The organism is Burkholderia sp. 10_S31, from assembly GCF_056930375.1.
Genome location: NZ_JBXOWK010000003.1, coordinates 617,868 through 640,768 on the forward strand (window position 1 = coordinate 617,868; position 22,901 = coordinate 640,768).

At 67.2% G+C, this 22,901-nt stretch carries 24 protein-coding genes, 1 tRNA gene and 2 pseudogenes; 10 read left to right on the forward strand and 17 right to left on the reverse strand.

The annotated features are described in order from the left end of the window. Positions 1 to 15: 15 nt before the first annotated feature. Together AC1Z3W_RS22845 and hemN are read right to left on the reverse strand one after the other, a co-directional pair. Positions 16 to 273, reverse strand: a complete 258-nt coding sequence (locus tag AC1Z3W_RS22845; protein WP_057928465.1) for a hypothetical protein — start codon at positions 271 to 273, stop codon at positions 16 to 18. Between the two features lie 72 nt (positions 274 to 345). Continuing rightward, entirely contained in the window at positions 346 to 1,737 is a 1,392-nt protein-coding gene (hemN, locus tag AC1Z3W_RS22850; RefSeq protein ID WP_124835772.1) for an oxygen-independent coproporphyrinogen III oxidase, read from the reverse strand. A gap of 171 nt (positions 1,738 to 1,908) precedes the next feature. On the opposite strand from hemN, the gene AC1Z3W_RS22855 reads away from it, so the two are divergent. The 3 genes from AC1Z3W_RS22855 to AC1Z3W_RS22865 all read left to right on the forward strand — a co-directional run bounded on the left by AC1Z3W_RS22855 (position 1,909) and on the right by AC1Z3W_RS22865 (position 3,856). After that, positions 1,909 to 2,226: a YkgJ family cysteine cluster protein gene (locus tag AC1Z3W_RS22855; protein ID WP_124835773.1), complete on the forward strand. Its 318-nt coding sequence runs from the start codon at positions 1,909 to 1,911 to the stop codon at positions 2,224 to 2,226. Between the two features lie 139 nt (positions 2,227 to 2,365). Further along, the gene (locus AC1Z3W_RS22860) at positions 2,366 to 2,947 is read left to right on the forward strand and encodes a DUF1439 domain-containing protein (RefSeq protein WP_057928467.1); all 582 of its coding nucleotides are present in this window, start codon (positions 2,366 to 2,368) and stop codon (positions 2,945 to 2,947) included. A 78-nt stretch (positions 2,948 to 3,025) separates the two neighbouring features. Continuing rightward, positions 3,026 to 3,856 carry an undecaprenyl-diphosphate phosphatase gene (locus AC1Z3W_RS22865; protein ID WP_057928468.1) on the forward strand — a complete coding sequence of 277 codons (831 nt, stop codon included), beginning with the start codon at positions 3,026 to 3,028 and terminating at the stop codon, positions 3,854 to 3,856. 123 nt (positions 3,857 to 3,979) lie between these two features. Here the strand turns inward: AC1Z3W_RS22865 and trmB are convergent, their stop codons facing one another. Together trmB and AC1Z3W_RS22875 are read right to left on the reverse strand one after the other, a co-directional pair. After that, complete coding sequence (gene trmB, locus AC1Z3W_RS22870) at positions 3,980 to 4,747, reverse strand: tRNA (guanosine(46)-N7)-methyltransferase TrmB (protein WP_483508507.1); 768 nt, start codon at positions 4,745 to 4,747, stop codon at positions 3,980 to 3,982. A gap of 132 nt (positions 4,748 to 4,879) precedes the next feature. After that, a tRNA-Gly gene (locus AC1Z3W_RS22875) sits at positions 4,880 to 4,954 on the reverse strand. Between the two features lie 293 nt (positions 4,955 to 5,247). Here AC1Z3W_RS22875 and AC1Z3W_RS22880 point away from each other — a divergent pair. Next, on the forward strand, positions 5,248 to 5,592 hold the full coding sequence (locus AC1Z3W_RS22880; RefSeq protein ID WP_006752094.1) for a cupin domain-containing protein: 345 nt from the start codon (positions 5,248 to 5,250) through the stop codon (positions 5,590 to 5,592). A 120-nt stretch (positions 5,593 to 5,712) separates the two neighbouring features. Here the strand turns inward: AC1Z3W_RS22880 and AC1Z3W_RS22885 are convergent, their stop codons facing one another. The 3 genes from AC1Z3W_RS22885 to AC1Z3W_RS22895 form a co-directional block, all read right to left on the reverse strand. Next, a complete protein-coding gene (locus AC1Z3W_RS22885; RefSeq protein WP_124834148.1) occupies positions 5,713 to 6,810 on the reverse strand; it encodes a GlxA family transcriptional regulator in 1,098 nt (365 codons plus the stop codon). Positions 6,811 to 7,129: 319 nt separating this feature from the next. Further along, complete coding sequence (gene gabP / locus AC1Z3W_RS22890) at positions 7,130 to 8,524, reverse strand: GABA permease (RefSeq protein WP_057928543.1); 1,395 nt, start codon at positions 8,522 to 8,524, stop codon at positions 7,130 to 7,132. Positions 8,525 to 9,087: 563 nt separating this feature from the next. Then, positions 9,088 to 9,372, reverse strand: a complete 285-nt coding sequence (locus tag AC1Z3W_RS22895; protein ID WP_057928471.1) for a hypothetical protein — start codon at positions 9,370 to 9,372, stop codon at positions 9,088 to 9,090. 416 nt (positions 9,373 to 9,788) lie between these two features. On the opposite strand from AC1Z3W_RS22895, the pseudogene AC1Z3W_RS22900 reads away from it, so the two are divergent. After that, a pseudogene (locus AC1Z3W_RS22900) lies at positions 9,789 to 9,998 on the forward strand (mandelate racemase); the annotation flags it as partial. Between the two features lie 57 nt (positions 9,999 to 10,055). Here the strand turns inward: AC1Z3W_RS22900 and AC1Z3W_RS22905 are convergent. The 3 genes and pseudogenes from AC1Z3W_RS22905 to AC1Z3W_RS22915 form a co-directional block, all read right to left on the reverse strand. Next, positions 10,056 to 10,592, reverse strand: a complete 537-nt coding sequence (locus tag AC1Z3W_RS22905; protein WP_057928473.1) for a chromate transporter — start codon at positions 10,590 to 10,592, stop codon at positions 10,056 to 10,058. Further along, on the reverse strand, positions 10,589 to 11,197 hold the full coding sequence (locus AC1Z3W_RS22910) for a chromate transporter (RefSeq protein WP_124834146.1): 609 nt from the start codon (positions 11,195 to 11,197) through the stop codon (positions 10,589 to 10,591). Before AC1Z3W_RS22910 ends, AC1Z3W_RS22905 begins: the two co-directional genes overlap by 4 nt. A gap of 128 nt (positions 11,198 to 11,325) precedes the next feature. Further along, positions 11,326 to 11,748, reverse strand: a pseudogene (locus AC1Z3W_RS22915) (DeoR/GlpR family DNA-binding transcription regulator); the annotation flags it as partial. A gap of 56 nt (positions 11,749 to 11,804) precedes the next feature. Here AC1Z3W_RS22915 and AC1Z3W_RS22920 point away from each other — a divergent pair. Further along, positions 11,805 to 12,689 (forward strand): SIR2 family NAD-dependent protein deacylase, encoded by an 885-nt coding sequence (locus AC1Z3W_RS22920; RefSeq protein WP_124834145.1) that lies wholly within the window; start codon positions 11,805 to 11,807, stop codon positions 12,687 to 12,689. A gap of 37 nt (positions 12,690 to 12,726) precedes the next feature. Here AC1Z3W_RS22920 and AC1Z3W_RS22925 read toward each other — a convergent pair whose 3' ends face one another. Together AC1Z3W_RS22925 and AC1Z3W_RS22930 are read right to left on the reverse strand one after the other, a co-directional pair. After that, complete coding sequence (locus tag AC1Z3W_RS22925) at positions 12,727 to 13,911, reverse strand: S53 family peptidase (protein ID WP_409364310.1); 1,185 nt, start codon at positions 13,909 to 13,911, stop codon at positions 12,727 to 12,729. Positions 13,912 to 14,117: 206 nt separating this feature from the next. After that, on the reverse strand, positions 14,118 to 14,282 hold the full coding sequence (locus AC1Z3W_RS22930; protein ID WP_160327477.1) for a hypothetical protein: 165 nt from the start codon (positions 14,280 to 14,282) through the stop codon (positions 14,118 to 14,120). Positions 14,283 to 14,350: 68 nt separating this feature from the next. On the opposite strand from AC1Z3W_RS22930, the gene crcB reads away from it, so the two are divergent. Together crcB and AC1Z3W_RS22940 are read left to right on the forward strand one after the other, a co-directional pair. Continuing rightward, positions 14,351 to 14,752 carry a fluoride efflux transporter CrcB gene (gene crcB / locus AC1Z3W_RS22935; RefSeq protein WP_483508508.1) on the forward strand — a complete coding sequence of 134 codons (402 nt, stop codon included), beginning with the start codon at positions 14,351 to 14,353 and terminating at the stop codon, positions 14,750 to 14,752. Between the two features lie 24 nt (positions 14,753 to 14,776). Further along, entirely contained in the window at positions 14,777 to 15,127 is a 351-nt protein-coding gene (locus tag AC1Z3W_RS22940) for a DUF190 domain-containing protein (RefSeq protein WP_124834144.1), read from the forward strand. Positions 15,128 to 15,136: 9 nt separating this feature from the next. Here the strand turns inward: AC1Z3W_RS22940 and AC1Z3W_RS22945 are convergent, their stop codons facing one another. Beyond that, positions 15,137 to 15,700, reverse strand: coding sequence for a YggT family protein (locus tag AC1Z3W_RS22945; protein ID WP_057928544.1), 564 nt, complete (start codon positions 15,698 to 15,700; stop codon positions 15,137 to 15,139). 76 nt (positions 15,701 to 15,776) lie between these two features. Next, positions 15,777 to 16,706: a Rossmann-like and DUF2520 domain-containing protein gene (locus AC1Z3W_RS22950; protein WP_124834143.1), complete on the reverse strand. Its 930-nt coding sequence runs from the start codon at positions 16,704 to 16,706 to the stop codon at positions 15,777 to 15,779. Between the two features lie 510 nt (positions 16,707 to 17,216). On the opposite strand from AC1Z3W_RS22950, the gene AC1Z3W_RS22955 reads away from it, so the two are divergent. Beyond that, the gene (locus AC1Z3W_RS22955; protein WP_124834142.1) at positions 17,217 to 17,507 is read left to right on the forward strand and encodes a hypothetical protein; all 291 of its coding nucleotides are present in this window, start codon (positions 17,217 to 17,219) and stop codon (positions 17,505 to 17,507) included. Between the two features lie 103 nt (positions 17,508 to 17,610). Here AC1Z3W_RS22955 and AC1Z3W_RS22960 read toward each other — a convergent pair whose 3' ends face one another. After that, positions 17,611 to 18,282: a LysE family translocator gene (locus AC1Z3W_RS22960; protein ID WP_057928481.1), complete on the reverse strand. Its 672-nt coding sequence runs from the start codon at positions 18,280 to 18,282 to the stop codon at positions 17,611 to 17,613. 34 nt (positions 18,283 to 18,316) lie between these two features. After that, positions 18,317 to 19,873: a UbiD family decarboxylase gene (locus AC1Z3W_RS22965; RefSeq protein WP_057928482.1), complete on the reverse strand. Its 1,557-nt coding sequence runs from the start codon at positions 19,871 to 19,873 to the stop codon at positions 18,317 to 18,319. 598 nt (positions 19,874 to 20,471) lie between these two features. Between AC1Z3W_RS22965 and AC1Z3W_RS22970 the strand changes: the two genes are divergently transcribed. Next, a complete protein-coding gene (locus AC1Z3W_RS22970) occupies positions 20,472 to 21,584 on the forward strand; it encodes a transglycosylase SLT domain-containing protein (protein ID WP_483508509.1) in 1,113 nt (370 codons plus the stop codon). Between the two features lie 119 nt (positions 21,585 to 21,703). Here AC1Z3W_RS22970 and AC1Z3W_RS22975 read toward each other — a convergent pair whose 3' ends face one another. After that, a complete protein-coding gene (locus AC1Z3W_RS22975; protein ID WP_175825416.1) occupies positions 21,704 to 22,900 on the reverse strand; it encodes a pyridoxal phosphate-dependent aminotransferase in 1,197 nt (398 codons plus the stop codon). Position 22,901: the final 1 nt, after the last annotated feature.

Here is a 22,901-nt window from a genome sequence, read left to right on the forward strand (position 1 = left end):
GCCTGCAACAGACCTTTACCCCTTGCTCTTCTTGATCTGCGCCTCGAACGCGAGGTCGAGCTTGCTCGCCTTGCGCGGCTTCTTGGGGCCGAATTCGTCGACGAACCTGACGAATTCGTCGAGCGGCAGCGGTTCGCTGCGCTTCTCGGCGGTGCCGCCGGAGCGGTCGACCAGGTAGAACAGGCCGCCCGCCATCGCGACGGCCGCGAACTGCGGGTTGCCGGAGCGGGTTTTCAGGCGTTCGACCGCGTGGGTTGCTTTGGTGGTGCGCATCGTGCGGGTTCTTGCAGGGGCGTTGAGCCCCTTACTTTATCAAACCGGCCGCCCGCCCGCGGCCGTGCCGCGTCAGACGGTGCGCGAGTAGCGCTGGCGCGGCGTCCGGCCGAGGTACGCGTCGAACGCCATCGCGATGTTGCGCACGACCATCCGGCCGGCCGGATGGATCGTCAGGCGATCGCCGGCGACGGTCAGCAGCCCGTCCTGCTCGAATCCGCGCAACGCGTCGAGTTCGCGCGCGAAGTGCTCGGCGAAGCGGATCCCGTGCGCGGCCTCGATATGCGAGAACGGCAGTTCGAGGTTGCACATCAGCTGCGTGATCACGTCGCGGCGCAGCCGGTCGTCGGCCGTGAGCCGCACGCCGCGCGCGATCGGCAGCCGGCCCGCGTCGAGCGCCGCGCCGTAGGCCGGCAGGTCCTTCGCGTTCTGCGCGTAGACGTCGCCGACCTTGCCGATCGACGACACGCCGAAGCCGACCAGGTCCGTGTCCGCGCGCGTGCTGTAGCCCTGGAAATTGCGCTGCAGCGTGCCGTTGCGCTGCGCGCGCACGAGTTCGTCGGACGGCCGCGCGAAGTGATCCATTCCGATGTACACGTAGCCGGCCGACGTCAGCATGTCGATCGCGAGGCCGAGCAGCGCGATGCGCGTTTCGGGCGGCGGCAGCGTCGCATCGTCGATCTGCCGCTGCATCTTGAACAGGTGCGGCATGTGCGCGTAGCCGAATACCGACAGGCGATCCGGCGCGAGTTCGATGATCGTCTCGAGCGTGCGCGCGAACACGGCGACCGTCTGGTGCGGCAGCCCGTAGATCAGGTCGACGCTGACCGAATGGAAGCCCGTCGTGCGCGCGGCCGACAGCAGGTCGGCCGTCATCGCGAGCGGCTGGATCCGGTTGATCGCCTGCTGCACGACCGGATCGAAATCCTGCACGCCGAGGCTCAGCCGGTTGAAGCCGATATTGCGCAGGTGGACGACCGTCGCGGGCGTGACCGTGCGCGGGTCGATCTCGATCGAGAACTCGGCGTCGGCGTCCGGCGCGAGCGCGAAGTGCTCGCGGGTGGCCGCCATCAGTTCGGCCGTTTCGGCGTCGGACAGGAACGTCGGCGTGCCGCCGCCCCAGTGCAACTGCGTGACCGGGCGCTCGGGATCGAACAGCGCGGCCTGCAGCGCCAGTTCGCGCTTCAGTTGCTCGAGATACGGGCGCGCGCGGCGATGATTGTTGGTCGCGATCTTGTTGCAGCCGCAATAGAAGCAGGCCGTGTTGCAGAACGGGATGTGGAAGTACAGCGACAGATCGCTCGACGACGCGCCGGGATCGGCCGCCGCGCGCACGTAGTCGGCCGGATCGAAATCGTCGCGGAACTGCAGCGCGGTGGGGTAGGACGTATAGCGCGGCCCGTTCGCGCCGTACTTCGCGAGCAAATCGGGACGGAACAGTATGTCGGCAGAACCGGAGTTCATGATGGTCTCGCGCTTTTTAGATGCTTTCGAGTATATGAATGTCCGTTTCGGCTGCATTGTGTAATAACGTCGCAGCCGGCGGTGGCACAATGCGCAGTGGGCCGCCGCGCCGCTGCGTCCGGTTGCCGCACCGTTTTTGTTGTTTGCGAGAGAGTCGAAGTGTCCGTCGAAATGCCCATCCGTCCGGCGCCCGCCGATGTCCCGCCGCCGCATGCGTGCCGCGAGGGGTGCGGCGCGTGCTGCATCGCGCCGTCGATTTCCTCCCCGATTCCGGGGATGCCCGACGGCAAGCCGGCCGGCGTGCGCTGCGTGCAGCTCGGCGACGACCTGCGCTGCCGGATCTTCGGCCGGCCCGAGCGTCCCGCGTGCTGTTCCGGGCTGCAGCCGTCCGTCGAGATGTGCGGGGCATCGCGCGACGACGCGCTCGCGTGGCTGACGCGCCTCGAGGTCGCGACGCAGCCGTCGCCCGGCGCCGGCGCGGCCCGCTGACGCACGGCCGCGCCGCCGTGCAGCGGCGCGCGCACGGAACCGGTGGCGTGCGCTCGAGCACTAACTTCGGTCCACGCCTCACACGGGGCGAAGCCGATGGCCCGACTGCCGCTTTGCCCGATACAGGAGATTGTTCAGCATGACCGCATCTTGCACGCCCGGCCGGCGCCGTTTCCTCGCCGTTTGCGCCGGCGCCATCGGCGTGTCGGTATCGCTCGCCGCCTGTGCGTCGACGTTCCCGTTCATCCCCGATCACTACACGTTCTCGCGCGGCGACGTGCAGAAAGCCGTCGCGCGCAAGTTTCCGTATCAGAAGACGGTCGCGCAGGTCGTCGACGTGTCGCTCGCGAATCCCGCCGTCAACCTGCTGCCCGACCAGAACCGCGTCGCCGTGCAGCTCGATGCGCATTTCGCGAGTCCGTTCCTGCGCGAACCGGTGAGCGGCAAATTCACCGTATCGGGCCAGCTCGCTTACGATGCGCCGAGCCGCTCGGTCGTGCTGAAGGCGCCGGCCGTCGACAGCCTCGTGCTCGACGGCGACGCGCAGATGTACGCGCAGCAGGTCGGCGCGGCCGCCGGCCTGCTCGCGACGCAGGTGCTGACCAACTATCCGATCTACACGTTCAAGCCCGAGCAATTGCAATTTGCCGGAGTGAACTACGAACCCGGTACAATTACGATTCTTACAAACGGCATACGCGTGGCGATCGTCGAAAAGTGACGGCGCACCGCGCGCGGCCGGGCGGGCCGCGGCGGTGACGCGGCCCTTTCTTTCGACTACTTCGGAGTTGGGCCACGGATGGACTGGATCCTGATCTGCAAGGCATTGATCCTCGGCGTCGTCGAGGGGCTGACGGAATTCCTCCCGGTATCGAGCACCGGCCACCTGATCGTCGCGGGCAGCTTCCTGAATTTCAACGATGCGCACGCGAAGACCTTCGACGTCGTGATCCAGTTCGGCGCGATCCTCGCGGTCTGCTGGGAATACCGGCAGCGGATCGTGTCCGTCGTGTGCGGGCTGCCGAGCCGGGCCGACGCGCAGCGCTTCACGCTGAACGTCGTGATCGCGACGATTCCCGCGATCGCGCTCGGCCTGCTGTTCGAGAAGAAGATCAAGGCCGTGCTGTTTTCGCCGGTGCCGGTCGCATTCGCGCTCGTCGTCGGCGGCGCGATCATCCTGTGGGCCGAGGCGCGGCAGCGCGAACGCCGCGAGCCGCCGCGCGTGCAGTCGGTCGATGCGCTCACGCCGCTCGACGCGCTGAAGGTTGGCATCGCGCAATGCTTCGCACTGGTGCCGGGCATGTCGCGCTCGGGCTCGACGATCATCGGCGGGATGCTGTTCGGCCTCGATCGGCGCGTCGCGACCGAATTCTCGTTCTTCCTCGCGATTCCGATCATCTTCGGCGCGACGCTCTATGAAACGGTCAAGGACTGGCAGGCGTTCACGGTCGACTCGCTCGGCCTGTTCGCGCTCGGGCTCGTTGCCGCGTTCATCAGCGCGTTCGTGTGCGTGCGCTGGCTGCTGCGCTTCGTCGCGACGCACGACTTCACCGTGTTTGCGTGGTATCGGATCGCGTTCGGCCTGTTCGTGCTGCTTGTGGGTTACAGCGGATGGTTGAACTGGGCGTGATGCCGGTGCGGGGGCGACGGCGCTTCCAATAGAAAAAGAAAACGGCCCGATCGGCAAAGATGCCGGTCGGGCCGTTTTTCATTGCGCGGCGCGCAGCGTGCGGTGCGCCGCGGCAGCAGGAATTCAGCCGGCGCGCTTGCGGAACACCAGGTCCCACACGCCGTGGCCGAGCCGCAGCCCGCGCCGTTCGAACTTCGTGACGGGGCGGTACTCGGGGCGCGGCGCGTAGTCGGCGGCCGTGTTGTCGAGCGTCGGTTCGGCGCCGAGCACTTCCAGCATCTGTTCGGCGTAGTTCTGCCAGTCGGTCGCGCAATGCAGGTATGCGCCAGGCTTCAGGCGCGACGCGAGGTGCGCGACGAGCGGCGGCTGGATCAGCCGGCGCTTGTGGTGGCGCGCCTTGTGCCACGGATCCGGGAAGAAGATGTGCACGCCGTCGAGGCTTTCCGGCGCGAGCATGTGCTCGAGCACTTCGACCGCGTCGTGCTGGATGATGCGGATGTTCGGCAGGTCCTGCTCGCCGATCAGCTTCAGCAGTGCGCCGACGCCCGGCTCGTGCACCTCGACGCCGAGGAAGTCGTCGCCCGGGCGGTGCGCGGCGATTTCCGCGGTCGATGCGCCCATCCCGAAGCCGATCTCCAGGATGTGCGGCGCGCTGCGGCCGAACACGGCGTCCCAGTCGGGAATTTCAGCCGCGTACGGGACGACGAAGCGCGGGCCGAGATCGTCGAGCGCGCGGCGCTGGCCGGTCGATACGCGGCCGGCGCGCGTCACGAAGCTGCGGATGCGGCGGTGGTGCAGCGGATTGACTTCGTCGGCGCCGTCGGCGGCTTCGTCGGGAAGGGCGGCGTCGTCCGGCGGCAGGCCGGCTTCGTTCGGATCGTCGTGCATCATCGGTGACAGAGAAAGGCTCGGTTCGGGCGCGGGCCCGTTACGCGCAGCGGTGCGCCGGATGAACGGGCACATGGTACAAAAAAGCCGCCTTCGACGAGGCGGCTCTTGCGCTGGCTGCCGTGCAGCCGAAGGTGGAGCGGGCGATGGGAATCGAACCCACGTCATCAGCTTGGGAAGCTGAGGTAATGGCCATTATACGACGCCCGCAGAACGCGTAATTCTACAGGGTTTGGCCGAGATGTTGCAAGCGAGGCGTTCTGGTCGCTATTCCCGAAACCGGCATGGCCCGGGTTGAGGGCGATGGCATCGGCGGGAATGGCCGCAAACGATCGGCCGGAAGCGTTCCGTCGCCGCAAGGCGCAACGGAACGCGCTCACGACACACCGCCCCGCGCGCCGGTGTCGAAAATAGACGAGTCGGTGTCGGAAGCATACAAGCCCCGCCAACGCTTTCGAACTAACGTGACAGACCTCTTATACGATCGTTAGTCTGGAGCCGACATGTCCGATTTCATCACCGTTTTGCGCGAAACCTGCCCGACGCCGGTCCTTGATGCGACCAAGTGGAAGCGCATCGGCGGCGATCCGCACACCGTGAACCTCAACGCTTACCTCTCCAAGGACGGCAGCAAGATCATGGGTACCTGGATCTGCACGCCGGGCAAGTTCGAGGTGAACTACGAGAAATGGGAGTACTGCCATTTCCTTGACGGCTACTGCATCATCACGCCGGAAGGCGAGGAAGCGGTGCACCTGAAAGCCGGCGACGTGTTCGTCATCGAACCCGGGATGAAGGGGACCTGGGAAGTGGTGGAGACGGTGCGCAAGTACTTCGTGTTCGCCTGAGCGAGTTGATCGGTTCGGCCTGCGCAAGGGCGCCGGTCGTTCCGACGCATTGCGCCGCACCCTTCAGCCGATACCGACGAACAGGGATTGCGGCCGGGATGACCCGCGAGGGATTCCGGTTCAATAGAACTCGTTCCGGTTCGGAAACAGCTCGCCGAGCGTGGTCGCACGCTCGGCCGGTTCCGCTATCGCGCCGATCGCGCAGGGTGCCTGACGCTCACGATAGGCGCCCGGCGACATTCCGTACGCGCGCCGGAACTCGCGCCCGAGATGCGACGCATCGGCAAATCCGCAAGCCGCCGCGATTTCGGAAATGTTCTTGTCCAGATGCATGAGCATCCATGCGGCCGTGCGAATCCGGATCGCCCGATAGCAGGCGGCTGGCCCGCTGCCGGTGGCTTCCCTGAACAGCCGTTCCAGCTGTCTGGCCGACAGGTCCAGTCGTCGCGCGAGCTCGTCGATCGTGATCGAGTGGCTGATGTGTTGTTCCATCAGCAGGATCGCGCGCTTCACCTTCGGATGCGCGTTGGGCGCGACGCCGGGCGGATGCGGCTGCGGCGCGCTGACCGTTTCGCGCCCGTCGACCAGCAGGATCCGCAGCGCCTTGTAGACGATCGACGGCTCGATGTGCCGCACCAGGATCGCGGCCGCGACGTCGATCGACGCGCGTCCGCCGGAGCAGGTCACGCGCCGGCCGTCCATGACGTAGAGACGATCGGACACCACGAGCTTCGCATCGACGGACGGAAACCGCTCGATGAAGTCCCAGTAGTGAAACCAGCTGATGCAGATCCGGTGTCCGGCCATCACGCCCGCACGCGCCAGTGCGAACGCGCCCGTGCAGATGCCGACCAGCATCGTGCCCGCCGATGCGGCCGCGCGAATGAATGCGAGTGTCGTCGCGTCGAGTTCCGATCGGGCGTGCAGGAGCCCGCCCACGACGACCACATAGTCGTATTCCCGGCGCGCATCCAGCGACTCCCACGCCGGGATCTGGATTCCGCAACTCGCGCGAACCGGGGCGGTCATGTCGCCGAGGATCGTCCACGACAGCCTGACCGGCCGGCTGTTGTCGCCTTCGTCGGCCGCGAGGCGCAGTACGTCGATCATCCCCGAGAACGCCGTCAGCGTGAAATTCGGCAACAGGATGAAGCCGAACCGGATACGTGTCGGCGTGTCGGATTCCGGCGGGGGGGCGACAGGCGCTGCATGACTCATGATGATGCGCGGATAGTGCAGCTGCTCGCGCAGATGCGAAACAAGGAAGGCCGGCGCGATTCTTGTCGAATCGCACCGGCCGGCCGACGTAGGGCCGCAGACTCGGCTGGGATGCGAATGTCCGCCGCGAACGACGCGGCCCGGACCTCATCGTCCGGGCCGCGTCGGAAACATCGCCGTTGCACGGCGGTCGTCGGCGAAGGGCGCGAAACATTCGACATGCGCGAAGCCTGATGCGACCGATGCGACCGATGCGACCGATGCGACCGATGCGCCGGCAGCGGCAACCGCGCGCCTGCCTGCGCGCGTCGATTCGCCCTCAGGCCGACGACACGCCGCGGCGGCCAAGGCTCGACTGCGCGTCGCGGCTGCGCTGGCTGATCCGCGCGGCGATCAGCACGAGCGCGGCGAGCACGCCGGTTGCGGCGATTTCCATCCGGTGGCCGTCGAGGAACAGCATCGTGACGAGCGTTCCGCAGATGAACACGATGACTGCCCACGTGAGCCACGGGAACATCCACATCCGCAGCGTCAGCGCCGAACCGCTCACGTCGAGCATGCGGCGCATCCGCAGTTGCGACACTGCAATCACCAGATACACGAGCAGTGCGATCGCGCCGGACGTCGCGATCAGCACGTTGAACACTTGCTCCGGCACCACGTAGTTCGCGATCACGGTCAGGAAGCCGAACGCGGTCGATGCGAGCACGGCCGCACGCGGCGTGCCGGTCGAATCGGTGCGTTGCAGGAACGCCGGTGCGTCCTTGCGCTTCGCGAGCGAGAACAGCATGCGCGACGCCGTATACAGCGCCGAGTTCAGGCAACTCGCGACCGATACGAGCACGATCACGTCGATGATCGCCTTCGCGTGCGGGACGCCGAGCAGTTCCATCACGCGCTGGTAGGAGCCGTGCACCGGCAGCAGCGGATCGTTCCACGGCACGATCGCGGTGACGAACAGGATCGAGCCGAGATAGAACAGCGAGATGCGCCAGATCACCGAATTCGTCGCGCGCACGATCTGCCGCTCCGGATTCTCCGATTCGGCCGCGGCGATCGTCACGATCTCGGTGCCGACGAACGAGAACATCGTCATCAGCATGCCGGCGAATACCGCACCGATTCCGTTCGGCATGAACCCGCCGTGCGTGACCAGGTTCGAGAAGCCCGATGCGTGGCCGCCCGGCAGCAGCCCGAACACGGCCGCACCGCCGATCGCGATGAACACGGCGATCGCGACGACCTTGATCAGCGCGAACCAGAACTCGAATTCGCCGTAGTTCTTGACGGAGAAGAGGTTGGTCACCGTCAGCAGCAGCGTCACGCCGAGCGCGAAGATCCAGGTCGCGATACTCGGGAACCACGCGTTCAGGATGGTGGCCGCCGCCGTTGCCTCGATCGGAATCACCAGCACCCAGAACCACCAGTACAGCCAGCCGATCGTGAAGCCGGCCCAATGGCCGATCGCGCGATCGGCGTAGGTCGAGAACGAGCCGCTGTCCGGGTGCGCGACGGCCATTTCGCCGAGCATGCGCATCACGAGGACGACGAGCGCACCCGTCAGTGCATAGGCGATCAGTGCCGCCGGTCCCGCTGCCGCGATTGCGTGCCCGGAGCCGACGAATAGGCCCGCGCCAATCACGCCCGCGATCGACAGCATCGTGACGTGGCGTTGCTTCAGGCCTGTCGCCAGGCCCGTATGACTACCATTCATGTCGTCCTCCAATCCCTGTTTCCAGTGTCTGGTTTGTTGTTCAATGAATTGCGCGTTGCAGGGAGGCACCGCGGCGCTTCGGCACGCTTCGGCTCACCTGGCGACATGTATCTTCTCGGCACAAAACCACGCGATCTAGAAAATATCCGACCGCAACCCATAACAAATGCGACGCGCTGTTGACCGGCAGCGACATTTTTCGCGTGCGATACCGATCGGCGAGGCGATGCGACGGTACAAAGGCAAATTGCGGGGCGCTATCGGATATCGGCAAGCGTTGCCGATATCGGGCGTGGATGACGTGGAGCGACACGTGAGTGGCGGCTTGCATCGACCAGCCGAACCTTCGATGGCCGATGCAATTCAAGCGCACGCGAGATGGCGTGCAAGGCACTCATCCTGAGGATTCGTCGTTTCGCGTGAATGTCCCGCAAGTGGATCGCGGCTTTCGCGATCCTCGGGCGTGCGGTGACGATCGAAGGGGCGCCGATCGGTTGGGTCGGCTCGGCGCTTCGTGCTTGCATGAAGCGCAGCCGGCTGGTTTTCGCAACAGGCAGAATGCGTCAGTGTATGTCGGCAAAGAGCGGCTGCTTGCCGCGATTGCCGTCGATGATTTCCTCCGCGTAGCGCAGGGAAGCCCGGCGCGCTTCGCCTGCCGATTCGAACGGCGCGTGCTCGAGCACGCGGAATGTTTCACTGCGGGTCAGCGTTTCGGCGGTGCCGCGCAGACAGATCTTCACGGCCGCGTCGAAGCCGCCGTCGTAGTTGTGCGGGTTGCCGTTCTGCGACGCAACGTGCGGATAAATCAGTGGATAGATTTCGAAGCCGCGATAGAGATGCATGCTCATGATCAACTCCTGGGTTCGGACGCGAAAAATCGCCTGGACGAACGCATCCGACCGGTATCACCGCGGCGCGACGGGTTGGGTGAAAGGGGCGGCAATGCGTGCGGATGAATGCGCAACGCAGTGTGGGGGCAGACGGCGGGGCGAGCGGTCGTCGAAATGACCCATGCTCGGACGAATTCATCATACGCGCATCGTATTGGATGTCCATCTTATTCTCGGCCGTGCCGGTGGTGCGTGTGGACCGGCTGAGACTAGCATGATGCGCATCGCGCACGACGGAAAATTAATCTGCATTCCGATGTTGTTCGGTGCGATTCGGACGATGCCGGACAAGTCGCACGACTTCACTGCGTCGCGACGGCCACGCGCCTGCGAGCTCTCGCGCAAGCGCCTATGATGCAGCGATCCGCCAGTCGCACGGCGGTCATCTGTTCGCGCTGCACGTCGTCGCTGCGCTCGGGCTCGGCGGTGCGGAGGTCAGTCCGTTCGCGTTCCGTCCGTTCAGCGGGCTGATGGACGGCGAAACGATCGACGCCGGCTGCGCGGCCGTGCCGCAGGCGCCGGGCATCGGCTTCGAGCTTCATGCCGACGCGTACCGCGTGTTTCGCAAGGTAGCGGGTGGCTAAGCGCCACGGCCGGCCTCGGCGCACGTCGCTCGCGAACGGTGTGCCCGGCGTCTGCCGTCAGCCGATCGCGTGCACGCCGACGAGCAGCAGCGCGCCGACGGCGATCAGCAGCAGCGCATGAATGCGCGTGACCATCACGCACACGGTCGATGCGACCGCGATCGCCCGCGCGGGCCAGCCGCCGTCGAGCGCCTGCAGCAGCACCCAGACTGATGCGAGGAGCATGCCGGCCGCGACCGGGCGCAGGCCGGCCTCGAGCGCGATTTGCCAGCGTGCGCCCTGGTGCCGCCGCCACAGATGCGCGATGCCGTAGATCAGGAACGCGGTCGGCCCGAACAGCGCGAGCGTCGCGATCACCGCGCCCCAGAAGCCCGCCACCTGCCAGCCGATCAGCGTCGCGAGCAGCGAGCCGGGGCCCGGCGCCATCCGCGCGATCGCGAAGTCGTTCACGAACTGCGTGGCCGTCATCCAGTGATGCACGTCGACGACCTGCCGCTGGATGTCGGCGATGATCGCCTGACCGCCGCCGATCGTCGCGATCGACAGCGGCGCGAACACGCCGAACAGCGCGGTGTAGCGTGATGACACAGTCATCGCTCGTCGCTCCCGACGGCGGCGGCCGCACGGCGGTATTCGAGCGCGACGCTCAGCGTGCCGCCGATCAGCACGGTCCACACGAGCGGCCAGTGCAGCACCGCAACCGACACGAACGTGAGCGTCATCACCGCGAACGGCAGCACGCGGCGCGGCAGCCGGCGCACTGCGGTGATCGCCATCGAGATCGACAGCCCGATCGCGGCGGCGGCCGCGCCCGCGAGGGCGACGTGCGTGAGCGTAAAGCGCGTGAGCGTCGAGAACGCGACGCCGAACAGCACGATCAGCACGGCCGGCGGCGCGATGATGCCGGTGAAGCCGGCCACCGCGCCGCGCCATCCGGCGAGCCGATAGCCGATCCAGATCGCGAGGTTCTTCACGTTGACGCCCGGCAGCGCCTGCGACAGCGCAAGACCGTTGAGGAAGGCTTCTTCGTCGAGCCAGCGACGCTCGTGCACGAAGTCGCGCATCATGCGCCCGCTCAGCCCGCCGCCGAAGCTGGTCAGGCCGATCTGCGCGAAGGCGACGAACAACGCGAGGACGCCAGGTGGCGGGGCATCGCCGTCAGGCGGTGTGGGGGCGATCGGAGCGGAAGGCGAAGACATCGGATGGACTGGACGCGGCAGGTGGGCGTCGCCCATGGTAGCAAGCGGTGCCTGTCGCCACGCTGACATCGCGCCGGCGACGATGTCGGTGCAACGCCGCTGGTGCCGCCATCGAAGTCGCCGCGCGGCTATGCCCGCACGACCGTCACGCCTGCTGCCCCGATCGGCTCGGTCAGCGCCGCGTTGGTTTCCTGTTCGACCACGATGGATTGCGCGAGCTCGCCGATCACGAGCTGCGACGCCGCACGCAATTTGGATTGCGAAGCAAGAACGACCGTCTCGCCGGCGGGCGCGGCCAGTGCACGCTTGATCGCCGCTTCCTCGAAATCGCCGGTGCTCAGCCCCGCGACCGGATGAACGCCGATCACGCCCATGAAATACAGGTCCGCGTGGATGCGCGCGATGCCTTCCATCGCCGTGGCGCTGGATGCGGTCGAGCGCGGCGAGATCGTCGACGCGAAGACGATCGTGCTGCTGCAGTACGTCGCGCTGAGGGAACCCGCAGGCGTGCGCGCCGCAACTGCGTGATGTCGCGTCACGGTGCTCGAACGGGCGTATGATCGCGCGACGCCCTTCGCGCACCGTTCGACGCTACTGCCGCTCCATCATGCCGCTTTCCGATTCGTCCGCTTCCTCCGACTCCATCGATTCCGGCGTCGCCGGCGCGCCACTGCCGGCCCAACTGGTCGCCTCCGCCGTCGAGGCGCTCGCGCGCGCCGATGCGCTCCTGGTGACGGCCGGCGCCGGCATCGGCGTCGATTCGGGGCTGCCCGATTTCCGCGGCACGGACGGCTTCTGGCGCGCGTATCCGGCGCTGCGCCACGAGCGTTTCGAATTCCACGAGATCGCGTCGCCGCAGGCGTTCCGCGCGCATCCGCAGCTCGCGTGGGGCTTCTACGGACACCGTCTCGAGCTCTACCGGCAGACGTTGCCGCACGCGGGCTTCGCGATCCTGCGGCGCTGGATGGACGCGATGCCGAATGGCGGCTTCGTGCTGACGAGCAATGTCGACGGCCAGTTCCAGACGGCCGGTTTCGATCCGGCGCGTGTCGCCGAGATCCATGGCTCGATTCATTCGATGCAGTGCCTGCGCCCCTGCTCGGACGACACGTGGGACGCCGCGCCGTTCACGCCCGACGTCGACGCCGCCGCGTGCCGGCTGGTCGGCGAACTGCCGCGCTGCCCGCGGTGCGGCGGCCTGGCGCGGCCGAACATCCTGATGTTCGGCGACAACGGCTGGCTCGGCGAACGCTACGATGCGCAGGAGCGAGCGCTGCAGGACTGGATCGCGCAGGCAGGGCGGGTGATCGTCGTGGAGATCGGCGCGGGCACCGCGATTCCGACCGTGCGGCTGCTGAGCGAACGGCTCGGCGCCGACGTGATCCGCATCAACGCACGCGAAGCCCATGCGCGCCGTGCGGACGTGATCGGGCTGAAGGGCGGCGCGCTCGCGACGCTCGTCGCGCTCGACCGCGCGTGGCACGGCGGTTGAGCATCACGGTACGAATCCGCCGGCCGCGCCCGCGCGGTTACGGCTGCGCGACGAGCGCCTGGACGAGCGCCGGCGCGATCGGCGAGCCGAGCCCCGTCACATAGTCGTAGCCGCCCGCTGCGTTGCAGATGCTGCCGCAACGGCCGTTGGACCCGGTGGTTACGTCGTGATAGTCGCTGCCGTAGGCGCTCTTGCCGACCGTATAGAGCGCGTCGTAGGTGCCGCTCAGCGGGTGCTTGCCGGCAGCCGTGCGCAGCGAATTCGCGATCGCGACGAGCGCCGACCATTGCGGCGCGCCCGCGCTCGTGCCGCCGACCTGGAACCAGCCGGCCTGCCCCTGATAGGTGACCGAGTCATACACCGCGAAACCGCTGGACGGGTTCGCGTCGTAGCTGACGTCGGGCACGCCGCGCTTGCCGGCCACCGGGATCGGCCAGCCGGTCTGTCCGGCCGGCTCGGCTTCGACGGTGCTCACGCCGCCGCCGCTGCCGCTCCATGCAGCCTCGCCGACGTAGGTGCCGGACGTGTCGGTGGACAGCGTCGTGCCACCCACCGCCAACACGGACGGTGACGCCGCCGGGTACTCGGTGCCTGCACCGCTGTCGCCGGACGATGCGACGAACGTGACGCCCGATACGTTGAAATGGCTGTCGAAGCCGGCTTCACTGCTGAACTCGCTGCCGCCGAAGCTCATCGACACCACCGACGCGCCGCGCTTGACCGCAACGTCGACTGCGGCCATCAGGTCGTTGAAGCTGGCCGACGCGGCTTCGACGAGCACGATCTTCGCCTTCGGCGCGATCGCGTGCACCCACTCGACGTCGAGCGACATCTCGAGCGACCAGCCCGAATCGGTCCGGGGCCGCGAGCCTCGCGCATAGACCTTGGTGAAGCAGCCGTTCGCCGTGGTGCAGGCGGGCAGCGAAAACGCGTTGCTGAACACGCCGAGATCGGCCTCGATCTTCGGGTCGTCGTAGGCGTCGACGATCGCGACCACCATACCGTCGCCCTGGTTGGCGATCGTGTCGAACCCGTATGCATGCCGTGCGAGCGCGGGCGTGAGGCCGGCTACCGTGGCCGTGCTTGCGCGCGGCTTCGTATGGAATGGTGGGCGGGCGAACCCTTTCGGCGCGCGGTTGCCTTCGACGTACGACGGGGCATTGCCCTCGGCGAGCGCAACCGTCGAGGCGAGCAGCGACGCGCACAGCGTCGGAATCAACATGGATGACAGGCGGATATTTTTCATTTGACGAGTTTCCATGTCGATGGAATGAAGGGGCGAAACGATTTTACGAAATCGGTGAAGCCGATTGCATTGAATATCGGCTGGATGCGGGAATATCTGATAAGGGAAAGTACGCGGATCTCCATGTAGAGCATGGGTTTTGAGGATTGGCGTGTGGCGGGGTTGGCCAGCCTCTTTCTTTTTTAAAAATCTGATAAATAATCGATCTGCATTTGATTGATTTGTAATGTCCTGCGTAATTCGTCAGAAAATATCGATTGCGGCAGCCGCGCGGGAGTCATGAAATGTGCGGTTCCGGTCCGGACCGCCCCCGCGCCTGCCGTGCGGGCCGCCGGCATTGCCGCCATGGCGCGATTCCGCATACAGTTCGGCGTAGGCCGCATCCGCCATGCGGCCTCGTCAGCGAGGAGCTCCCTTGTTCTATTCGATCGTTGCGATCTTCGTCGGCGCCGGGCTCGGTGCGTTGCTGCGCTGGTTCCTGAGTCTTGCGCTCAACGAATTCTTTCCCGCCGTGCCGCTCGGCACGCTCGCCGCGAACCTGATCGGCGGCTACGTGATCGGCGGCTACGTGATCGGCGTGGCCGCCGTCGCATTCACCACCCGCGTCGGGCTGCCGCCCGAGTGGCGGCTATTCGTGATCACGGGCTTCCTCGGCGGCCTCACGACGTTCTCGACCTACTCGGTCGAAGTGATGACGCACGCGGTGCAGGGCGAATTCGGATGGGCGTTCGCGGTGGCTGCCCTACACTTGACTGGATCGTTCACGCTGACGGCGCTCGGTATGTGGACCGCGCGCGTGTGGTTCGCGGCGGCCTGAGCGCGCCGGCACCGGGAGGGTGCGATGGACAGGGTCTTCTTGCGTTTCTACGTGCACGAGCAGCACCGGCTGCACTGGAAGCCGCTATGGGAGTGGTTGCTGGAGGAAGGAAACCGGATGGGCGTCGCGGGCGGTTCCGCGTTCCGTGCGATGGCCGGCTTCGGCCGGCATCGGGTGCTGCACGAGGACCGCTTTTTCGAACTGCAGGGTTCGCTTGCGGTCGAGGTCGAGTTCATCGTCACCGAGGACGAGGCGCAGCAGCTGCTCGAGCGGCTGTCGCGCGAGAAAGTGCGCGTGTGCTACGCGATGATTCCGGCGCGCTTCGGCGTGATCGACACGCTCGGGGCGCCGCCAGCGCGAGGGCCGACGGCGTAGCGCAACGAGTCAGATGCCGAACATCGTCAGCGACACGGCGGCGCGCGTGACGATCATCAGCAGCACCTGCACGATCACGAACAGCAGGATCGGCGACAGGTCGATACCGCCGAGGTTCGGGATCACGCGGCGCAGCGGGTTCAGGAATGGCGCGGTGAGCTGATAGAGGATCGGCATCGCCGGCGAGCGCGGATTGAGCCACGACAGCAGCGCCATCAGGATCGTCATCCAGATCACGAGATTCAGTGCCCACTTCACGACGGTGAGCAGCGCGACCACGACGAGCGTCGCGATCACCGAGGCCGGATCGAAGCCGGCCATCACGACCATCAGCACCACGTAGACGAGCGCGGTGAGGAGGGCTGCGACGACGCTCGCCCAATCGATGCCGCGCACACCCGGGATCACGCGGCGCAGCGGCAGCACGAGCCAGTTGGTCGCCTGCAGCACGGCCTGCGTGACGGGATTGTACGGCGGCACGCGGACGGCCTGCATCCAGACGCGCAGGATCAGTGCGGCGCCGAACAGCGTGAAGACGGTATTGAGCAGAAAACGGGCGATCTCGCCGAACATCGTTGGCATCCTTTTTATACAGTCGAGTAGCGTGCGGCCGCCAACGCCGGATGGCGGCGCATCGGCCGACACCTTATCACGCCTCGTCTCGCGGCGGGGAGGGGTGCCCGGTCGTGCGCGCGAGCGACGCCTCGACGGCCTGCGCGAGCGCCGGCAGCGCGGCTGGCGGCGCTGCGCGCTTCGCCGCGAGCGCGACCGCGCGGCGGGTCATCAGCGCATACAGCGTCGCGTGATCGCCGCCGCGCGCCTCGAGCAGCGCGAGCTGGCGCTCGACGATGCCGGTGTCGCCGCGCGACACCGGGCCCGACAGTGCGTTCGCGAGGCCCTTGTCGCGTGCGGTCTCGATCGTGCCGGCCAGCATCGGCAGCAGCGCGCGCAGCGCGGCTTCCTCGTCGAAGCCGAGGCCGCGCCATAGCTCGACCGCTTCCGATAGTCCGCACAGCGCGAAGCTCGCCGCGTAATGCGCGGCCGCGTGATAGAGCATCCGGCCACCGGCCGGAATCGACAGCGGATGGCAGCCGAGTGCGGCAGCAAGCCGCAGCAGCGTCGCGTGCAGCGCGCCGTCGGCTTCGAGCGTGACCGAGCAGCCGTCGATGCGAGTGAGATCGGCGTCCGTGCCGCCGAACAGGTAGAGCGGATGGAAGCCGCCGGTGGCCGCGCCTTGCCGTCTTGCCGGATCGAGCAGTTCGATCGCCGACGCGCCGCTGCAGTGGACGAGCGCCTGGCCTGCCGCGCGCGCCGGGTCGAACCGCAGCGCTGCGGCGGTCGACGCCAGATGGTCGTCGGGCACGGTCAGGAAGATCAGGTCGGCGGCGTCGACGACCCGCTGCGGCGTGTCGACCGCCCGGCAGCCGTCGATGCGCGCGGCGAGCGCCGCGGCCGACTCCGCCGTGCGGCTCGCGATCGCGACGACCGGAAAGCCGGCCGCGGCGAAACGCTGGGCGACGCAGCGCGCAAGGCGCCCGGCACCGATGAAGCCGAGGCGGGGAGTATCGGGGAAGGGCATGGCGGGTCACGGAGCGAAAGCGGAGCAGCCGCCAGTATCGCAGGAATGACAGGGCGGTCGTATGAGCGGTGCCGGGCGGGGACGACCTGGGCGGCGGCGTTCGATGCGGGGACCCGGTCAATTCGCGGGGCAGTCTCGCCGCCCGATGACGATCGCCTAATCCGGCCCCGAATCACGCGCGGGCCGTGTCCCTCCCGGATTGTCGGCGTCTTGTCTCAAATTTGTAATCGTTCATTACGGAAGCGTGCCTGCCGCGCTTGCCGGATCCGGTAAGACTGACCGGCCAATATGTCGCGATTTTACTGGTCGGACGGAATCACGCGACCGGCAAGGGATGTCGACGATAGGCAAAGCCATGCCGCGCGGTGGCTGCAGCCGCGTGGAATTGCAATTTGCAACAAATGCGCGATACGCGCCGGGCGGGTTTTCGCTACATTGCTTCCATGCGACGTGCATGCCCGCCGTTGCCGACAGGGGCGCACAAATTACCGCTCCAGCAGGAGAATCGAAGTGAAAAAGCTCATTCCGTTCATCGCCGCCGCTGCGCTGGGCCTGGGTGCCGCGAGCGCCGCGCAGGCCCACGTGTCGATCGGGGTCGGCGTCGGTATCCCGGTCGCACCTGCGTATCCCGTGTATGCGCCGCCGCCGCCCGTGTATTACGCACCGCCGCCGCCCGTGTACTACGCGCCGGCGCCGGCCTACTATGCACCGCCGGCCGTAGTCGTCGGCGGCTACTACGGCCGTCCGCACTGGCGTCACGGTTACTACGGCGGCTGGGGTCACCACGGCTGGCGTCGCTGACGCATTCCGCGTGGCGGCCTGACTGCGCACGGCAAAACGGCGCAACGTCCCTCGCGGGGCGTTGCGCCGTTTTTCATTCGGGCTGCGGCTCGGTGCGCGGCGGTCACACCGCGTGGGCAATCAGGTCGCGATAACCGCCGACGATCACGCTGTACGAGAAATACGCGAACAGCAGCGCCGATGCGACATGGCACGCGCGCATCAGCCCCGCGCCCGCGTGCTTGCGGCCCTGGCTCGCGAGCGTGCACATGAAGAGCGTCCACGCGAGGCCGCCCAGGAAGAAGCCGGACAGGAACACCGACGCCGTCGCCGGCGTCGTCGCGCCGGCTTTCGCGATCAGCGCGCCGCCGACCGCCGCGAACCACAGGATCGCGCTCGGCGACGACATCGCGAGCAGCATCCCGCGCATGAAGCTGCGCCGCGCGCCGGCTCGCGGCTGCGGCGTGTCGTCCGTATCACCGGCATCGGTGCCGCCGGCCGGCGCGAGCGCTTCACGCGCCATCTTCCACGTGAGGAACAGCAGTACCGCACCGCCGCCGATCCAGACGATCCAGCGCACGGCCTCGAACTGCAGCAGCACGGCCATCCCCGCGAGCGCGAGCGCCGCGTAGACCAGATCGCCGACGCACGAGCCGACGCCGAGCCAGAAGCCCGGCCGGAAGCCATGCGACAGCGTCAGCGACAGCATCGCGACGTTGACGAGGCCGATGTCGAGACACAGCGACAGCGACAGGAAGAATCCGTCGGACAGCATCGAGGCGGGGGGAAAGCTCATCGTCGTTCTTGTCGGATCCGTTCAAGGCGCGGACTTACAGTCCGATCTCCTGCCAGAGCCGGTCGACACGCGCCTTCACGGCCGCGTCCATTTCGATCGGGCGGCCCCATTCGCGGTTCGTCTCGCCGGGCCACTTGTTGGTCGCGTCGAGCCCCATCTTCGAGCCGAGGCCCGCGACGGGCGACGCGAAGTCGAGATAGTCGATCGGCGTGCTGTCGACCATCACGGTGTCGCGCACGGGGTCGACGCGCGTCGTGATCGCCCAGATCACCTCGTTCCAGTCGCGAATGTTCACGTCCTCGTCGACGACCACGATGAACTTCGTATACATGAACTGCCGCAGGAAGCTCCACACGCCGAACATCACGCGCTTCGCATGGCCCGCGTAGCTCTTCTTCATCTGGACGATGGCCATCCGGTAGCTGCAGCCTTCCGGCGGCAGGTAGAAGTCGGTGATCTCGGTGAACTGCTTCTGCAGCAGCGGCACGAACACCTCGTTGAGCGCGACGCCGAGCACGGCCGGCTCGTCGGGCGGCTTGCCGGTATAGGTCGAGTGATAGATCGCGTCGCGGCGCATCGTGATGCGCTCGACGGTGAACACCGGAAACCACTCCTGCTCGTTGTAGTAGCCGGTGTGGTCGCCGTATGGGCCTTCGAGCGCGTGCTCGTACACGGCGGCCGCATTGCCGGCCGGGCGAGGCGGTGCGCCGGCCGGGGCAGGGGCGGGCGCGCCTTCCTGCGGGTAAATGAAGCCTTCGAGCACGATCTCCGCACGGGCGGGGACCTGCAGCGTGTCGACGCCGGGCGTCAGGCACTTCGCGAGCTCGGTGCGGCTGCCGCGCAGCAGGCCGGCGAACTGGTATTCGGACAGCGAATCGGGCACGGGCGTCACCGCGCCGAGCGTCGTGGCCGGATCCGCGCCGAGCACGACTGCGACCGGATACGGCTTGCCGGGGTTCTTCAGCGCGAATTCACGGAAGTCCAGCGCGCCGCCGCGGTGCGCGAGCCAGCGCATGATCAGCTTGTTGCGTCCGATCAGTTGCTGACGGTAGATGCCGAGATTCTGGCGCGGCTTGTTCGGCCCGCGCGTGACCGTGAGGCCCCACGTGACGAGCGGCCCCGCGTCGCCGGGCCAGCAGGTCTGGATCGGCAGCTTGTTCAGGTCGACGTCGGTGCCTTCCCAGACGATCTCCTGGCATGGCGGCGACGACACCGATTTCGGCGCCATGTCCCACACGGCCTTGGCAAGCGACAGCAGCTTGCCGGCGTCCTTCAGGCTCTTCGGTGGATCCGGCTCCTTCAGCGCGGACAGCAGCCGGCCGAGGTCGCGCAGGGAGCCGAGCGCGGCGTCGTCGCCCGCATCGACACCCATCCCGAGCGCGACGCGGCGCGGCGTGCCGAACAGGTTGCCGAGTACCGGGAACGCATTGCCTGGCGGTGCGCTGAACAGCAGCGCCGGGCCGCCGGCGCGCAGCACGCGGTCGCACAGCTCGGTCATTTCGAGCACGGGCGACACGGGTTGCGTGACGCGCCGCAGTTCGCCGAGCGCCTCGAGGCGCTGGATGAAATCGCGTAAGTCTTTGTATTTCATGAAGAAGGTCCGGGCCGCCCGCAGAGCGGGCAGCGATGGGCGGGCGCAGCGGCCGGCTGCGGCCCCGAATCGACCGACGATTTTACCCGGCCCGCCGCGCGCACGCCCGGCGCAGAAAAAAGTCGACCGCGCGCGGAGCCCCTACGGCAGGGGGCTCACGATCTGAAGGGTGGCTCAAAATTACTTTTTGTTATAATTTCAAGGTTTTATAGTGTTGACGATCTATAAAACCCTGCTAGAATCCGCTGACATTGGTTGCAGGGTAAAAGGCTTCGAGCCGCCAATCACCGATCTTTGACGCAGCGCGTCACCGTCCGCCGAATCCTGCACGGCGTCTTCGACGGCCTTTAGTTGTAGTCCCAGCCAGCGCCACCAGACGCTGGTTTTTTGCGTGGGTGCCACCGCGTATGCCCGCCTCGCCCAGTGTGCGAAGGTGCCGGCCCTCTTACACCGTGGCCTCGAACGGTACTTATACCGTTTCCCCCGATGCTTGCGCGTCCCAACCAAGGCGTGCGGCGTCGTGATTCCGCGGCGCGTTTTCTGTCTCGCCATCGAGCTGAGCGAGCCGCACGAGTCATGTTCATGGGAGATGATCTGAATGAACGCTTGGTTATCGTGGCGTCCCAGTGAGCAGCATGCACAAATCGTGCGCAACATGCTGCGTCGCGGGACGCGTGTCAGTCACCATCTATTCAGCGTTGTCGGCTGTCTTGCTGTTGCGGTCGCACTTGCCCTCTGGCTGCTGCCGACCGTGCGCGGGAACCTTGCCGCGAAGCTGATGCCGGTCGTATCCGCGGCCGTGCAGGCCGGTCCGGCCCGTCTGCTGACCGGTCATCCGCTGCCGAACTTCGCGCCTGCCGGCGTGCAGCCGCAGCAGGAAGACGCTTCCGAAACGGATGCGCTCGCCGTCGGTCTCGACGTCGCACCGGAAACGGCTGCGCAGAACGATGTGTCCGATCCGGCCCGTAACGGCCCGTCGCCCGTCGCGCTCGCGAAACTGATTCCGTCCCAGCGGGTCCCTGCCGATGCGCGCGACGATCGTACGCTCGCGTCGAACCGCCAGCAGGCGCTCGTCGCCACTTACCTGTCGCGCCGTTACCGGGTTGCCCAGGAGCCGCTCGGCCAGCTCGTGAAGGCCGCGTTCCAGACCGGCCACGACGTCGGCCTCGATCCGCTGCTGCTGCTGTCCGTGATGGCGATCGAATCGGGCTTCAACCCGTACGCGGAAAGCGGCGTCGGCGCGCAAGGCCTGATGCAGGTCATGTCGAAGGTTCATTCCGACAAGTTCGAATATTTCGGCGGTACCGACACCGCGCTGCAGCCGCTCGCGAACCTGCAGGTCGGCGCACTGGTGCTGAAGGACTGCATCGCCCGCGGCGGCTCGCTGGCGACCGGCCTGCGCCTGTACAACGGCTCGACCAATCCGGACGACACCGTATACGGCTCGAAGGTCATGGCCGAGCGCGGCCGCCTGCGTGACGTCGCGCATGGCCGCAGCGTGCCGGTCAATGCGCCGCAGGCGCCGGCCCAGCCGTCGAAGCCGATCGTCACCGCGGCAGCGGCGGGCAGCGCGAAGCGCGTGCACGCGACGCTCGATGCCGCGCAGCCGATCACCGCGAAGGCCACTGCCGCGCCGAAGAGTGCTCCGCAGGACGACGCGAGTGTCGACACCGCGAAGTCGCACGGCGACCACTCGGAACTCGGCGCGTAAGTCACGTAACGCCACGCGGTTCCAGCCCGACCCAAGCAAAAAGCACCCGATTCGGGTGCTTTTTCTTTTTGCGCGGACGGAAAGGGCCTTGCCCGCCGGCCGTGAAGGCCGGCGGGGCGTCAGTGCTGACCGAACAGCGTCGCGAGCCGCTCGACGGCCTCTTCGAGGCGCGAGTAGGCGGTCGCATAAGACAGCCGGATATAGTCGCGCGGCGCATGGACGCCGAAGTCCATGCCTGGCACCAGCACGACGCCTGCGTCGTGCAGCATCGCCTGTGTGAGCGCCGCGCTATCGCCGGCCGCCGGATGGGCGACCCCGCCGCAATGCGCATACACGTAGAACGCACCGTCCGGCATTACAGGTACCGTGAAGCCGAGCCGTTCGAGCGCGGGCGCGATGAAGTCGCGGCGACGCTTGAATTCGAGGCGGCGCGCTTCGTAGATGTCGAGCGCCGCCGGTTCGAAGCACGCGAGCGCCGCGTGCTGCGCGAGCGCGGACGGGCAGATGAACAGGTTCTGCGACAGCTTTTCGAAGGTGCCGACGAGCGCGGGCGGCACGACCAGCCAGCCGAGCCGCCAGCCGGTCATGCTGAAGTACTTCGAGAAGCTGTTCACGGTGACGACATCGTCGCCGAACGACAGCGCCGACACGGGCGCCGCGTCGTAGCTGAGCCCCTGGTAGATCTCGTCGACGATCGTGAAGCCGCCGCGTGCGCGCACGGCTTCGACGATCCGCTTCAGCTCGTCCGGCTCGAGCGACGTGCCGGTCGGGTTCGACGGCGACGCGAGCAGCACGCCGCGAGTGCGGCTGCCCCAGCGCGTGCGGACGTCGTCCGCGGTGAGCTGGAAGCGGGCTTCCGGGCCGCTCGGCACGAGCACCGGGCGGCCTTCGGCCGCCGCGACGAAGTGCCGGTTGCACGGATACGACGGATCGGGCATCAGCACCTCGTCGTCGCGGCCGACGAGCGCGAGGCATGCGAGCAGCAGCGCGGCCGACGCGCCGGCCGTCACGACGATCCGCTCGGGGCTGATCGTGAGGCCGTAGGCGCGCGCATAGTGCGCGGCGATCGCTTCGCGCAGCGGCGCGATGCCGAGCGCGCTGGTGTACTGCGTGACGCCGCGACGCAACGCGGCCGCGGCCGCCTCGACGACGGGCTCCGGCGCGGTGAAATCCGGTTCGCCGATGCCCATGTGGATAACATCGCGCCCGGAGGACTCGAGCCGCTGTGCCTCCTTCATCAGTTCCATCACGTGGAAGGGCTGGATCGCGTCGACGCGTGCGGCGAGCGTGACGAGCGAATCGGCGGTGGTATTCATC

Excerpts from the sequence above, each read along its gene's own strand:
- AC1Z3W_RS22845 (WP_057928465.1), bottom strand. The coding sequence starts at position 273 with ATGCGCACCACCAAAGCAACCCACGCGGTCGAACGCCTGAAAACCCGC.
- hemN (WP_124835772.1), bottom strand. The coding sequence starts at position 1,737 with ATGAACTCCGGTTCTGCCGACATACTGTTCCGTCCCGATTTGCTCGCG.
- AC1Z3W_RS22855 (WP_124835773.1), top strand. The coding sequence starts at position 1,909 with ATGCCCATCCGTCCGGCGCCCGCCGATGTCCCGCCGCCGCATGCGTGC.
- AC1Z3W_RS22860 (WP_057928467.1), top strand. The coding sequence starts at position 2,366 with ATGACCGCATCTTGCACGCCCGGCCGGCGCCGTTTCCTCGCCGTTTGC.
- AC1Z3W_RS22865 (WP_057928468.1), top strand. The coding sequence starts at position 3,026 with ATGGACTGGATCCTGATCTGCAAGGCATTGATCCTCGGCGTCGTCGAG.
- trmB (WP_483508507.1), bottom strand. The coding sequence starts at position 4,747 with ATGATGCACGACGATCCGAACGAAGCCGGCCTGCCGCCGGACGACGCC.
- AC1Z3W_RS22880 (WP_006752094.1), top strand. The coding sequence starts at position 5,248 with ATGTCCGATTTCATCACCGTTTTGCGCGAAACCTGCCCGACGCCGGTC.
- AC1Z3W_RS22885 (WP_124834148.1), bottom strand. The coding sequence starts at position 6,810 with ATGAGTCATGCAGCGCCTGTCGCCCCCCCGCCGGAATCCGACACGCCG.
- gabP (WP_057928543.1), bottom strand. The coding sequence starts at position 8,524 with ATGAATGGTAGTCATACGGGCCTGGCGACAGGCCTGAAGCAACGCCAC.
- AC1Z3W_RS22895 (WP_057928471.1), bottom strand. The coding sequence starts at position 9,372 with ATGAGCATGCATCTCTATCGCGGCTTCGAAATCTATCCACTGATTTAT.
- AC1Z3W_RS22905 (WP_057928473.1), bottom strand. The coding sequence starts at position 10,592 with ATGACTGTGTCATCACGCTACACCGCGCTGTTCGGCGTGTTCGCGCCG.
- AC1Z3W_RS22910 (WP_124834146.1), bottom strand. The coding sequence starts at position 11,197 with ATGTCTTCGCCTTCCGCTCCGATCGCCCCCACACCGCCTGACGGCGAT.
- AC1Z3W_RS22920 (WP_124834145.1), top strand. The coding sequence starts at position 11,805 with ATGCCGCTTTCCGATTCGTCCGCTTCCTCCGACTCCATCGATTCCGGC.
- AC1Z3W_RS22925 (WP_409364310.1), bottom strand. The coding sequence starts at position 13,911 with ATGTTGATTCCGACGCTGTGCGCGTCGCTGCTCGCCTCGACGGTTGCG.
- AC1Z3W_RS22930 (WP_160327477.1), bottom strand. The coding sequence starts at position 14,282 with ATGGCGGCAATGCCGGCGGCCCGCACGGCAGGCGCGGGGGCGGTCCGG.
- AC1Z3W_RS22940 (WP_124834144.1), top strand. The coding sequence starts at position 14,777 with ATGGACAGGGTCTTCTTGCGTTTCTACGTGCACGAGCAGCACCGGCTG.
- AC1Z3W_RS22945 (WP_057928544.1), bottom strand. The coding sequence starts at position 15,700 with ATGTTCGGCGAGATCGCCCGTTTTCTGCTCAATACCGTCTTCACGCTG.
- AC1Z3W_RS22950 (WP_124834143.1), bottom strand. The coding sequence starts at position 16,706 with ATGCCCTTCCCCGATACTCCCCGCCTCGGCTTCATCGGTGCCGGGCGC.
- AC1Z3W_RS22960 (WP_057928481.1), bottom strand. The coding sequence starts at position 18,282 with ATGAGCTTTCCCCCCGCCTCGATGCTGTCCGACGGATTCTTCCTGTCG.
- AC1Z3W_RS22965 (WP_057928482.1), bottom strand. The coding sequence starts at position 19,873 with ATGAAATACAAAGACTTACGCGATTTCATCCAGCGCCTCGAGGCGCTC.
- AC1Z3W_RS22970 (WP_483508509.1), top strand. The coding sequence starts at position 20,472 with ATGAACGCTTGGTTATCGTGGCGTCCCAGTGAGCAGCATGCACAAATC.
- AC1Z3W_RS22975 (WP_175825416.1), bottom strand. The coding sequence starts at position 22,900 with ATGAATACCACCGCCGATTCGCTCGTCACGCTCGCCGCACGCGTCGAC.